This is a genomic window from Chryseobacterium sp. Leaf201 (assembly GCF_001421435.1).
Taxonomy (GTDB): domain Bacteria; phylum Bacteroidota; class Bacteroidia; order Flavobacteriales; family Weeksellaceae; genus Chryseobacterium.
Map to the genome: position 1 here is coordinate 25,107 of NZ_LMKA01000073.1, position 13,324 is coordinate 38,430.

10 protein-coding genes are annotated in these 13,324 nt (G+C 40.6%); 5 read left to right on the plus strand and 5 right to left on the minus strand.

Going from position 1 to position 13,324, the window contains the following annotated elements; all coding sequences use genetic code 11:
• Positions 1-171 precede the first annotated feature (171 nt).
• The 3 genes from ASE55_RS10600 to ASE55_RS10610 all read left to right on the plus strand — a co-directional run bounded on the left by ASE55_RS10600 (position 172) and on the right by ASE55_RS10610 (position 2,894).
• Positions 172-1,278, plus strand: coding sequence for an Mrp/NBP35 family ATP-binding protein (locus tag ASE55_RS10600; RefSeq protein WP_056219004.1), 1,107 nt, complete (start codon positions 172-174; stop codon positions 1,276-1,278).
• A gap of 41 nt (positions 1,279-1,319) precedes the next feature.
• Positions 1,320-1,568, plus strand: coding sequence for a NifU family protein (locus ASE55_RS10605; protein WP_051289253.1), 249 nt, complete (start codon positions 1,320-1,322; stop codon positions 1,566-1,568).
• Positions 1,569-2,279: 711 nt separating this feature from the next.
• The gene (locus ASE55_RS10610) at positions 2,280-2,894 is read left to right on the plus strand and encodes a response regulator transcription factor (RefSeq protein ID WP_056219007.1); all 615 of its coding nucleotides are present in this window, start codon (positions 2,280-2,282) and stop codon (positions 2,892-2,894) included.
• Between the two features lie 161 nt (positions 2,895-3,055).
• On the opposite strand, the gene ASE55_RS10615 is transcribed toward ASE55_RS10610, so the two are convergent.
• The 5 genes from ASE55_RS10615 to ppk1 form a co-directional block, all read right to left on the minus strand.
• Positions 3,056-6,097, minus strand: coding sequence for a choice-of-anchor I family protein (locus ASE55_RS10615; protein ID WP_056219010.1), 3,042 nt, complete (start codon positions 6,095-6,097; stop codon positions 3,056-3,058).
• Positions 6,098-6,260: 163 nt separating this feature from the next.
• The gene (locus tag ASE55_RS20325; protein ID WP_157844645.1) at positions 6,261-6,413 is read right to left on the minus strand and encodes a hypothetical protein; all 153 of its coding nucleotides are present in this window, start codon (positions 6,411-6,413) and stop codon (positions 6,261-6,263) included.
• Positions 6,410-7,063 (minus strand): NAD-dependent epimerase/dehydratase family protein, encoded by a 654-nt coding sequence (locus tag ASE55_RS10620; RefSeq protein WP_056219013.1) that lies wholly within the window; start codon positions 7,061-7,063, stop codon positions 6,410-6,412. The genes ASE55_RS20325 and ASE55_RS10620 overlap by 4 nt, the downstream gene beginning before the upstream one ends.
• Before the next feature lie 306 nt (positions 7,064-7,369).
• Positions 7,370-8,254: an exopolyphosphatase gene (locus ASE55_RS10630; protein ID WP_056219018.1), complete on the minus strand. Its 885-nt coding sequence runs from the start codon at positions 8,252-8,254 to the stop codon at positions 7,370-7,372.
• On the minus strand, positions 8,251-10,323 hold the full coding sequence (ppk1, locus tag ASE55_RS10635; protein WP_056219021.1) for a polyphosphate kinase 1: 2,073 nt from the start codon (positions 10,321-10,323) through the stop codon (positions 8,251-8,253). Before ppk1 ends, ASE55_RS10630 begins: the two co-directional genes overlap by 4 nt.
• Positions 10,324-10,579: 256 nt before the next feature.
• Here ppk1 and dnaK point away from each other — a divergent pair, with 256 nt between their 5' ends.
• Together dnaK and ASE55_RS10645 are read left to right on the plus strand one after the other, a co-directional pair.
• Positions 10,580-12,481 (plus strand): molecular chaperone DnaK, encoded by a 1,902-nt coding sequence (dnaK, locus tag ASE55_RS10640; protein ID WP_056219025.1) that lies wholly within the window; start codon positions 10,580-10,582, stop codon positions 12,479-12,481.
• Between the two features lie 92 nt (positions 12,482-12,573).
• On the plus strand, positions 12,574-13,212 hold the full coding sequence (locus tag ASE55_RS10645; RefSeq protein WP_056219028.1) for a hypothetical protein: 639 nt from the start codon (positions 12,574-12,576) through the stop codon (positions 13,210-13,212).
• Positions 13,213-13,324: the final 112 nt, after the last annotated feature.

Sequence of the window (13,324 nt, forward strand, 5' to 3'; positions counted from 1 at the left end):
TATTTTTAAAAGTGCCGAGTAAATTCATTTTGTTACAACCATTAGTCATTACTATAATAATTTGCTTTTTTACCTCAGAATATTTCTATGTAAAAGAAAGTATCTATCAGTGCTTTTACTTATTCTAAATAGCTTAATTTTTCGTAAATTTGTAAACAATTTATTTAGTTTATGTTGACGAAAGAAAAGGTTCATAGTTTCCTTAAAGAAATAGAAGTTGATGATTTGGTGAACAACCTTCAGATCATGGGCAATGATGTGTATATTGATATGACGGCCCATTCACCGGCCATGCACGAGAAGAAGAAGCTGGAGGCTGCCATGAAACAGGCTTTTGCCAGTGAGTTCGGGGAAGAGGTTCATTTAAAATTAAAAATAGTTTCTCCTGAGCCTGCTGAAATCCAGCAGAGCCAGATCAAAGGAAAACAGATCGCAGGGATTCAGAATATTATTGCCGTTGCTTCCGGGAAAGGAGGTGTCGGTAAGTCTACGGTTGCGGCTAATCTAGCAGTAACATTAGCAAAAATGGGTTTTAAAGTAGGTTTGCTGGATGCCGATATTTACGGGCCTTCAGTGCCTACCATGTTTGATACGGAAGGTGAAAAGCCGATTTCTGTAGAAGTGAACGGCAAAAGCCTGATGAAGCCTGTTGAAAATTACGGAGTAAAAATGCTGTCTATAGGATATTTTTCAGGAGCCAACCAGGCAGTAGTCTGGAGAGGCCCGATGGCATCCAAAGCATTAAACCAGATGATCCGGGATGCAGCCTGGGGAGAACTGGACTTTTTATTAATAGATTTGCCGCCGGGAACGGGAGATATCCATCTTTCCATCATTCAGGAAGTTCCGGTAACGGGTGCCGTGATTGTCAGTACGCCTCAGCATGTAGCATTGGCAGACGTGCGAAAAGGTATTGCGATGTTCCAGATGGAAAGCATCAGCATTCCGGTTCTTGGGCTTATTGAGAATATGGCCTATTTTACTCCGGAAGAACTGCCCGGCAATAAATATTATATCTTTGGAAAGCAGGGAGCGCAGTATCTGGCAGAAGACTTAGGGATTCCGGTATTGGGAGAAATTCCTTTAATTCAGAGCATCAGGGAAGCAGGTGATGTCGGAAGGCCGGCTGCTTTGCAGGAAGGGTCTGAGATTGCGGGTATCTATACGGAAACTGCCCGTAGAATGGTAGAAAGCCTGGTAGAGCGGAATAAAAACCTTCCTCCTACCGAAGCGGTAAAAATTACCACTATGGCAGGATGCTCGCCGAAGGCAAAATAATTATTTTCAACATTTGAAAAAACCGAATCGAACAGAACAATATGGAAACAAATATAACGCACGAAGATACCGTAACAAGAGTAATGGAGGCCCTGGAAAGCATCCGACCGTTTTTAAACAAGGACGGGGGTGATATTGAATTGATCGATGTAAAGGACAACCTGGTCTATGTAAAGCTTTTGGGGAACTGTTCCGGATGCTCACTGAATTTCTCCACTTTAAAATTAGGAGTCGAGAATACCATTAAACAGCATGCACCGGAAATTGAAAAAGTTATAAGCGTAGAATAACAAGATTAAAAAAATATATTTTTTGAGACAGGTCTGTAAGGGCCTGTCTTTTTTTTATTAGAGCCTGTTTAAATTCAGTATTGAACTTTTAAACTTTTGAAGTGTCTGTGGAATAAATTCCCGCCTATTTAAATACAGATTTAAATTCACAGGAAATCTGTGTGATCATCGCGAACTGCAAGATTTTTTTTGAAATAAATCAGGTATATTCCACCATTCAATAATACCTGCCGGATCATCAAATTAAAATTAAATTAAAATGATTCATTATATTAGGTTTCTTCATGGAAATTGATGATATTGATGCCCTGTTTGCCGGATTAGGATTGCTTAATAAGGCAAGGATCACGCAATCAATATATTTAAGAAATTGTCGGTAATTTAATTTGAACTGAATTTCAGGGATTTATGATTTTTTTATAGTTATAATTCTACACGCCGGTAATTGTTATATGTATTATTTTTGTGTGATTATTTATAGAGCCATGTATGGCTGTCATATAAATTACATTCCGGGCAGTAACAGAAATCATTTATTCTGGATATCCACAGCCACGATGTTGTATCATATAATTCCGGAACTTCCCTTCAATAAAGGGAATTATGTTATGGCGGCTGATAATTTGGTCTGTAAGTTGTATTGAAGGTGTAAATAAAGTGAGAAAAGACCGTTCTTAATTTATTTGAAAGATTTTATGTAAACTAAATACTATGAAAAACATACTCATTGCAGATGGTCATTATGTTGTACGTACAGGTACGTCTATGGTGCTGGAATCAAAACTTCAATATCCGTGCAGTATAGATTTTGCCGAGACCTATATTGAGACGAAAAACAAAGTTTCTGAAAAAATATATGATCTCCTGATCATTGATATTGATATCCCGGACAGTATTTTTAAGGCAATGGTAAAAGAACTTAAGAAAAAACAGAAGCATCTTAAAATTCTGATTTTTGCGACTTACGATGAAAATGTCGGAATACAGTACATCGAAGAAGGTGCAGCAGGCTACCTGAATAAAGGCGCTTCGGAATCTGAAATTTTAACAGCCGTCATGGGAATATTTGAAGAAGGCTATTATTATACGGTAGATATGATGAAAAAACTGGTTTCACAATCTGCCGGAAGCCATTCCGTGGAAAGGCTTTCCAAAAGGGAATTCCAGATTTTTAAGCTTCTGGCAGAAGGAAACGGGAATATTGAAATCTCAAACAGCCTGAACCTGAAGATGTCTACCATCAGTACCTATAAAAAGAAAATTTTTGAGAAACTGCAGGTGAAAAATGTGGTGGATCTTGTAAGGATTTATGATGATATGCATTAATAAAAAACATAGACCTAGTGAATTTCACTGGGTCTATTTTATTTAGAGTAATCTCTATATTTTATTTTTTGAAATATGAATTATCCGGTCAGTATTTCCCATAAGAAAAGCCCCGGAAACATTCCGGGGCTCATTTTTGATCAACTAAATAATAATATATTCTATTTTACAATAACTCTTTTTACATGTCCTTCGGAAGTCTTCACAAGATAGACACCGGTAGAAAGTTTTGAAGTATCTATTGTCAAGGCTGCTTTCTCTTTTCCAAGCAGTTTTCCGGACATATCGTACAGCTCATAATCCTGTGCCCTGTTGAAATAAAGTGTACTGCCCTTCGTTACCGGATTAGGGAATACATTGAATGTCGCTTTTTCAGTCTTCACTTCGCCTGTGGCTAAAGTCGGGGATTGGGCTATTTCATACATCGATAAAGTACCGCTGATCTCATTGGCAATCACCACATATCCTTTCCCTGTAGTGGTATTTGATGCATCAATATAAGTAATTCCTTCCGGACCGTTGTCGCCACCATACGCTGAAGTGGTACGGGAATTTTTATAATCGGTGAATGTAGGATTATTCGGATCTGTTATATTGTATACCATCACCCCTCCGGTTCTTTCTATGGTTATAAAAGCATACGTCTGTCCGTTAACTGTTCCCAGGGTAACACCCTCCGGTTCAGGTCCTTTTGCGCGGCTTCTGTTTTTTACGGCGTTTGATTCATTGTCTGCATTAAAAATCAGCGGATAACTGGCGGCAATATACCTTTCAAAACGGTCACCGCTGTCATAGACGATCTGTTTCGTATCAGCATTAAAAATAGAGAACGAACGTGCGCCCAATGCTGCAATTTCTTCAAAATCTGCATCTCCGTCCGTATTTCCTGTAGCATTGGAAACCCTGAACCTTCCTAAATTATAAGAAGCTTTAAGAATAGAGGCATTCGGAAACAGGGCAGGGTCCAAAGTATAAGCTCCGGCTCCCACAGTGGTCCGCTCACTGAATCCTGACAGGTCTTTCTCATCCCCTTCGTTAGCCGTTACCAGATAATTGGTTCCTCCCATATTGAAAGCCTGGGTGCCATCCGGAAGAAAATAAGCTTTTACCGGCCAGTTGGCAATTAAAATTTCCCCGTTGTTATCTGAAGCATCAAAGCCGTTCCCGGGAATGCTCATGTCTTTTTTACCTAATCCCCAGATGCTGGTAACTGTTTTGGACGCAAGGTTGATTTCTGCCACAGCATTGTTTTCCTGAAGCGTTACCCATGCTTTCTGGCTGTCTGAACTGATGGCGATGTATTCAGGCTCCAGATCCTGGGACAGGGTATTATTGGTTCTTACCTTTCTTAAGCCCGTAGCAGCCAGTGCGGCAACCTGAGAATCAAAAGCATTAAAATTAAGTGTGGTTACACTACTTTGGGTAAGGTTATTAATGCCTCCGGAAATATCGATAATGCTCACCGTTCCTTCAGGATCTACAGTATAGGCATCATTAGGCTCGCCTTCGTTGGCGGTCATTACTTTCGTTCCGTCCGGAGAGAAAGTGATCATATCCGGTAATGCACCTACGGTTACCTGTTTTAGAAAGTTTCCGTTGATATCAAAGAAAACCACCGATCCGTTCTGCTGAGGATTGGTATTCGGGGAAGCTGTTGCAATGATTCCGTTCTTTACGGCGATGCTTGTAATTCCTCCGTACGGAGCCATATTGATGGTATTTATGACCGTCGGTGCATTCGGATTGCTGAAGTTGATGATATCAAACACATCCGTAAGTGAACTGATGGTAAATAATCTCTGGGTGGAAGGATCATGAACCACAATCTCCGTAGAGCTGTTGTTGTTCCCCGAAGGATCAAAGCTGCCGATGTAGTTTAACTGGATCTGATTGGATGGTACCGGGGCAGGAGTATCATTGTCAACAATATAAACAGTGGCATTGTTATCTCCTGATATAGTGGTTCCGGATGGATTCTCAAGGCTTACGACAAAATATTCTGCCTGCTGTTCCTGCACCGTATCATCATTGATCGGGATATTTACCGTATAACTTGTTGTTGACGGCGTAATATTTATCGTTTGGTTGGCTAATGTAAAATCATTGCTGTCTGCAGTGCTGAACGGTGCCGGTTTTACCACTAGATTTACGGATGAAGCGGAAGGGTTGCTGACATTGATCTTAAATGCCAGTGTTCCTGAGTTTTCATTCACTTTAATGAAACTTTTATCCAGGGAAACCGAAGTTCCTGCTGTGGTAAAGATGGTCGATGTTGAGGCGGTCACCGCATTATCACTTGCATCTTCCACCATATTCGGTTTTAAAGCCAGGTAATACGTCTGGCCGGGAACAAGGCCTGAAGTGGGGATTACCGTGATTTTATTGTTACTGAAAGTCGTTGTGAAGGGAATCTGTGTTCCTGCTGCATTTCCAAGACGGAAATCAACAAGCATTTGTGCATTAGAATCGTTGATCGGGGAATTGTCTGCCAGCCTTACATTTTCATTGAAAGAAAGGGTGGGATTTACTGTAGTGGAGGCATTGTTCGTACTGTTTGCAGGCAGATATGTTACGGTGGGAGGAGTCGTATCTGCACCGCCTGCTGCCGTGGCATCAACCGTAAAATTGTCGAAACGGTTATTTCCTACGCTTCCTCCTGAACCTGCGGCAAACTGTACCCTCAGTTTAAAGTTCGGGTTATTGGCAACACCGGCTATGGCAGAAAAGTCAAAGGTCACCAGCTGCGGATTGGCATCCTGCGGGGTAACCGTCTGATAAGTCTGGAAAGTGGTTCCGTCTGTAGAGTAGGACCAGGTCTGCGTTCCCGCTCCGGAACCTGATCTCCTCGTGGTAAATTTCACCACCACATTATTATAGCCGGTGGTAGGCAGATTGAACTGCAGATTCCCGTTGATCGGGAAATTATATCTTAAGTGGGTTCCGGAAGCATCTCCGTTTCTGGCATTCAGGTTATCGATGTTAAAGTTTTGTCCCGTTCCCCCTGCAAAATCAATTTCGGTGGTTCCGCTGGTTACCGCGGCCAGTGATCCGCCTGTTAAGGTTGAGGTGGGTGCCGTGATGGCTGCTGCCGAAGTATTGTTATTAAAATTCCAGTAATGGATAAGGGAGGTCTGTGCAGACAAAGCGCCCTGAAGGAAGAAGGCCGCAACAACAGACCCTTTTAACAAGTAGTTATTAATCATTTTTTACTTACATTAAGTTTATGCAAAAATGAACCTTCTGCTTTGTAAATATTTTAAGGTAATTTTAATAAATGATTAATAAATAGGTATTATTAACAATAGAAGATGCTACCGGCTGTAAAGCCGGCGACCAGAAGTCACGCTATGACAGATAAAATAACGGTCATTTTGATATCCGCCCCGAAAAATTCAGGTTTTTGCCTGTGGCTTTCATACTGTTCATGGGATGTTTCTGCAGATAAAAAAATCCTGAAACTGCCGTAAGCACCAGCAGGATAAAAGCAACCAGGAAAATTCTTTTTAACATTTCTTTCATATCGCCAGGTTTTTAATGTCATTAATTTCTAGTGTTGAGACAGGATACCCTTTCTGTACGGCATTGATCATTGCTTTACCCAACTGTTGTAAAGTTAATGATTTTGACGGTAATATCATGGGAACCAGCGTTGTAAAAGGCTTGAAAAACCATTTCACATTTTGCTGTCCCTCCACAGGCTTCATAAAGCCCGGCCGGAAATTATAGGCCGCCCGGAACCCCAGTTTTTTCAGTGCATTTTCTGTCCGGCCCTTTACCCTTGCCCACATTAGTTTTCCACTTTCAGTTTTATCAGTATACACCCCGGAAACATAGTTGAAAACCATATCCGGATTCTGGCTGAGGACCGCTTTGGCAAAATGCAGGGTGGTATCATAGGTGATTTTGGTGTAGTCTTCTTCGTTCATTCCTATACTGCTGGTTCCGGCACAGAAGAAAACGGCATCATAGCCTTTGAAATTTTCGTCATTCAGGTCAATATTCAGGAAATCAGAAACAATATATTCCTTAAGCTTGGCATGTTTTTTCCCGGAAGGTTTCCTGCTGACACTCAGCACCTGGAAAATATCCGGATTTTCGAGGCATTCCATCAGAACACCTTCTCCAACCATGCCTGTTGCTCCCGTAAGGATTATTTTAATTGAGTTCATTGTTTTAATTATATTCCTGTTGACGTTTAAGAGCTATTTTTACTTTACAGACAAGCAAAAATTATGCTCATTTTTTATATAGACTAATTCTTTCGGTAGTCAGGTTGTTAAGACTGTATCTTTTTATTCTGCTAATAAAACTTATATTATCAGTGTTTTATGATTTTTTTAGGAGCTGTTTCCGGCTTTACGCTGCAATCTTTTTTTCAAAAAGGATTTCCGCTGCAATCCGGGCTAAAATACCATCCTTCCATTCAAAAAAACAAAACCGATCACAAAGACCGGTTTCCATATAATGTATTAAAATTACTTTTTATCCTGCAGCTGATTGTAGATATTATGGATCAGCCCGTCTGCCACTGATATTTTCGGGACAAAGATCCGGTTGATCTCAGACCATGACATAATATTATTGAAAATCTTTAAGGCATGCACCAGAACATCTGCCCTGTCTTCACGAAGGTTGTAGTTGGTCATGCGTTCCTCAACCGTAAGCTCATCCAGTTCCCGGTGTACTTTTTTAAGATGGGTAATTGACATCGGCTTGCCGTCCTTGGTCTTGCTCATGGAAAAAACCTTATTGATATTCCCTCCCGAGCCAATGGCAACAATCGGTTTCTTGCTGTTAATGTTTTTCCGGATTTCCTCTTTCATATCCTTCCAGTTGTCCGGCGTTACCAGGTTATTCAGCAGGCGGATGGTCCCGATGTTGAATGACTTTTCGTAGATCATCGTATTGTTTTCATAGAAGGTCAGTTCGGTAGAACCGCCCCCAACGTCAATATATAAATAGGCAAATTCTTTGTCGAGGCCTTCTGCGATATGATTTTCAAAAACCAGCGTGGCTTCCTCATCACCTGAAATAATTTCAATATCGATGCCTGATGTTTTCTTTACCTCATTGATGATGTCCTGTCCGTTTTCCGCATCGCGCATCGCACTCGTGGCACAGGCCCTGTAATGTTCCACATGGTACATTTTCATCAGGTCACTGAAAATCCTCATCGAATCGATCACCATTTTTTCCCGTTCTTCCCCGATTTTCCCCAGGGTAAAAACATCCATCCCCAATCGCAAAGGGATCCTCAGAAGATTAAGTTTGATGAATTCCGGCTTATTGTTATTGATTTTTACTTCGTTGATTAAAAGTCTGGCGGCATTACTCCCTATGTCTATGGCTGCAATCTTCATTTTTTATTCGTTTTGGCTTTTAAATATCGGTATGTTTCAATCTGAGAACGGCATTCTTCTTTGTCATTGCTGATGTACTCGTTGCTCAATTTTTTATCTAAAATACGGGCTTTTACGTTATCTTTCAACTGTATGTCCAGAATATCTTTCAATTCTTTCTTCAGACCCTTGTCCGTAATCTTTACTGCGGCTTCAATCCTGTAATCCAGGTTTCTCGTCATCCAGTCTGCAGAAGAAATATAGAGGTCTTCCGAACCTTTGTGGTAGAAGTACATCACCCGGGCATGTTCCAGGTATTCATCTACAATACTGATGGCTTTTATCTTTTCTTTAAACTCCCTCTGGTTGATGGCGCAGTAAATACCCCTTACAATCATTCTTATGGTGACACCCGCTGTGGCAGCTTCATACAGCTTTTCGATCAGGGCCCTGTCGCTCATGGAATTGGCTTTGATGATCATTTCGGCACGTCTTCCTGCTTTTGCCTCTTCAATTTCCTTGTCAATATGGTAAACGATTTTTTCACGCATAAACTGCGGGCATACCAGAAGATGTTTACAGGTTCTTAAAACAGGCAGGAAATCTTCTTTCGGTTTTTTAAGGACATTGAATACTTTATTGATGTCTGCCATTACCCCGCGGTCTGCAGTCATGATCAGATGGTCGCCGTAAATCCGTGCCGTTTTTTCATTGAAGTTTCCGGTACTGATAAAGCCGTACTGGAAGGTTTTGTTATGGGCCCGTTTTTTAATGATGCACAGTTTGGCATGTACTTTCTTATTGGGAATCCCGATCAGCACGGTGATGCCTTCCGGCTCCAGCATTTCTTTCCATTCCAGATTGGATTCTTCATCGAACCTTGCCTGAAGCTCCAGCATAACGGTAACGTCTTTTCCGTTCCTGGCCGCATAAATCAAAGCATTGATGATCTTTGAGCTGCTTGCCAGACGGTACGCTGTAATCTGTATGGATTTTACATCCGGGTCCATTGCCGCCTCACGGAGCAGGTCAATAACCGGATTGTATTTATGGTACGGAAAGCTCAGCAAAACATCCTGTTTCAGGATAACATCCGTCACCCTTTCCCCATGTTCAAAAGCAGGATGGGTAAAAGATCTTCTTTCGGCAGGCCTTTCATACTTTTCGAAAACATCAGGAAAATCCATGAAATGCTTAAAATTATGAATCTTTCCTCCCGGGATGATGCTGTCTTTTTTAGTAAGATTTAGTTTGCGGATCAGCATTTCAAGCAGCGCTTTATCCATATCTTTATCAAAAACGAAACGGGTAGGTTTCCCTTTTCTTCGGTTTTTTAATCCTTTCTCAATCTTTTCCGCGAAGTTGGTCTTAATGTCATTGTCCAGATCAAGCTCGGCATCTTTGGTTACTTTAAAGGCATTGGCAGAAAATTCATCATATCCGAAATAAGAGAAAATATGCGGTAAATTAAAGGTAATCACATCTTCCAGAAGCATCACATTCTTCTCTTCAGGATCTTCTGCCGGGATCAGGACAAACCGACCCACAAACCGTGACGGAATTTCAATTATGGCATAATTGCTTGAATACAGCCATTCCTTTTTTCTCATAGACACGCCCAGGTACAGGCTTTTGTCCCGCATATACGGCATTGGCGTGTTTTCATGAAGAAGGATAGGGATCACATTGGATTCTACTACTTCATCAAAATACCTTCTCACGAAATCCTTCTGTTTTAAACTCAGGTTTTTAGAGGTTTTAATAAAAACTTTCTGTTCAGCCATCTCATCCTGGATCTTCTGCCAGGTATGGTCAAAATTCTGCTGATGGGTCATCACGATATCATTGATCTTCTGGAGAATTTTGGACGGCGGCTGATAAAATGATTCTGCAATTACTTTTTCCTTGAAATCCATTGCCCGTTTCAGTCCGGCAACCCGTACCCTGAAAAACTCATCTAAATTGTTGGAGAAAATTCCCAAAAAACGGATTCTCAGGTGCAAAGGTACTTTTTCGTCCATTGCTTCCTGTAAAACCCTTTCATTAAAGGCAAGCCATGTGATATCTCTCGGATTAAAGTGTAATGACATTCGTAAGTTTATAATTTTCTCAAAAATAATGATTCGGTACCTTTCCACCCCTATGTTCCAGGTTAAACTTTGATTAATTCTTCAATTCCTTCCTGATACATAAAGCTGTCTTAATGGTATCAGATAAGACGGTTTTTATCTGTAATACATGCCCTATATCAGGTATTGTGTCATTTTGTCATAAATTTTTAAATGGTACAAATATTGAGAAATTGAGAGTGTAATTAATTTTAAAACAGAAAAAATAAAAAATATTATGAGTAAAATAATTGGAATTGACTTAGGAACAACCAACTCTTGCGTTGCTGTAATGGAGGGAAAAGACCCTGTTGTAATCCCTAATGCAGAAGGTAAAAGAACAACACCTTCTATCGTAGCCTTTACAGAAGACGGAGAAAGAAAAGTGGGAGATCCTGCTAAAAGACAGGCCGTTACAAACCCTAAGAAAACCGTATATTCTATCAAGAGATTTATCGGGACGCACTTTAAAGAAGATGCAAAGGAAATCTCCAGAGTACCTTATGAAGTGGTATCCGGACCGAATGATACCGTAAAAGTAAAAATCGACGACAGAGAATATACGCCACAGGAAATTTCTGCCATGACGCTTCAGAAAATGAAGAAAACGGCTGAAGATTATCTTGGACAGGAAGTAACAAGAGCGGTAATTACGGTTCCGGCTTACTTTAATGATGCACAGAGACAGGCTACCAAAGAAGCGGGAGAAATTGCAGGTCTTAAAGTAGAAAGAATCATCAACGAACCAACAGCTGCAGCATTAGCTTACGGTTTGGATAAAGCTCATAAAGATCAGAAAATCGCAGTATATGACCTTGGTGGTGGTACTTTCGATATCTCTATCCTTGATTTGGGAGATGGTGTATTCGAAGTATTGTCTACAAACGGAGACACGCACTTAGGAGGTGATGACTTTGATGATGTGATCATCAACTGGATGGCTGACGAATTTAAAGCTGAAGAAGGAGTGGAACTTAAATCTGATGCCATTGCATTACAGAGATTGAAAGAAGCTGCTGAAAAAGCAAAAATCGAGTTATCTTCTTCTCCGCAGACTGAAATCAACCTTCCTTATATTACCGCTACAGCTACAGGTCCTAAACACTTGGTGAAAACCCTGACAAAAGCTAAATTCGAGCAGTTATCTGCAGAATTGGTAAAAAGATCCATGGATCCTGTTGCAAAAGCGCTGAAGGATGCAGGATTGTCAACTTCTGATATTGACGAAGTAATCTTGGTGGGAGGTTCTACAAGAATCCCGATCATTCAGGAAGAAGTAGAAAAATTCTTCGGTAAAAAGCCGTCTAAAGGAGTTAACCCGGATGAGGTTGTAGCCATTGGTGCAGCTATCCAGGGAGGTGTACTTACAGGTGATGTAAAAGATGTATTGCTTCTTGACGTTACGCCGCTTTCTTTAGGAATTGAAACCATGGGTTCTGTATTCACTAAATTAATTGAAGCGAACACAACGATCCCGACTAAAAAATCTGAGGTATTCTCTACCGCTTCTGACAACCAGCCTGCAGTAAGCATCAGGGTAGGACAGGGTGAAAGACCGATGTTCAATGACAATAAAGAGATCGGAAGATTTGACCTTGCTGATATTCCGCCGGCACCAAGAGGCGTTCCTCAGATCGAAGTAACTTTCGATATCGATGCCAACGGTATCCTGAACGTTTCTGCTAAAGATAAAGGAACCGGTAAAGAACAGACCATTAAAATTCAGGCATCTTCAGGTCTTTCTGACGAAGAAATCGAAAGAATGAAAAAAGAAGCTCAGGAAAACTCTGCTGCGGATAACAAGAGAAAAGAAGAAGTTGAGATCTTCAACAAAGCTGACGGATTGATCTTCCAGACTGAAAAGCAGCTGAAAGAATTCGGTGATAAACTGTCTGCAGACAAAAAAGCAGCCATTGAATCAGCTCATGCAGAACTGAAAACCGCTTTTGAAGCGAAGAACGGAGATGATGTAAAAGCCAAGACCGAAGCTCTGGATGCAGCATGGATGGCCGCTTCAGAAGAGTTGTATGCAGCAGGCCAACAGCCGGGTGCAGATGCAGCCGGTGCTCAGAATCCGGGAGGAAACAATGCAGGAGGTGCAGATGATGTACAGGATGCAGATTTTGAAGAAGTAAAATAATAAGCAGTTTTAAAACTGATCAATAGAAATCCCCGAGCGTAAGCAAGGGGATTTTTTTGTAATCAAAAATAGTAATATATTTGGCCTTTACTATGGAGAATCCAATTTTAGAAGAATTAAGGAGAGTAGCGATTCATTTCAAAATAGAACCTGCCGGAACGGTGGGGAATTCTGCTTCCGTAAGTGATGTGATCCGGGTTCTTTCAGGAATTCAGGAGTCGTTCAGGAGCTTTATAAAAATTGAAATAAAGAAATCACCTGAATTTAAAAATGAGATTGCCAAAAATAAAAACCTTATTAATCAGATCACAGCTGAAATGGATCTTTTGGTTGTTGATGCGAAATTCAGTTACCAATCTTCCATAGTGCCGGATATATCTCAGGATCTGAGCCTGTTTAAAAATGATACGTTATCTTGGAAGTCCAGGAAATTTCAGGAATACAAGGATAAGATCATCTATTCTGACATCAATGACATCAATAATCTGTACGCGCTCAGTAAAAGATACACCATTAGAGAAAGGGATTTGATATTCACGCCTTTATTTAATGCTTCAGGGAACGGAAAAGATTATAAAGTAAGGGTTTGGGAGCAGGACCGGGAAAAAATAAATCTTATAAAGCCCAAAAAGTTATACGAAACTTATTTTAAGCCCAGCAGGGCAAAACCTGTAAATAAAACGGAAAGAATTACACACATTATACAGAAACCCAATAAAGATAAGAATTAAGAGGATTCTATCGGATCAATCTCAAAACTTGGGGAGAAAAAGAAATATTGATAATTTTGAGGAATGTTAAACGATGCCGAACTCCTCAAATTATTTTTACCTGAACTCTTGA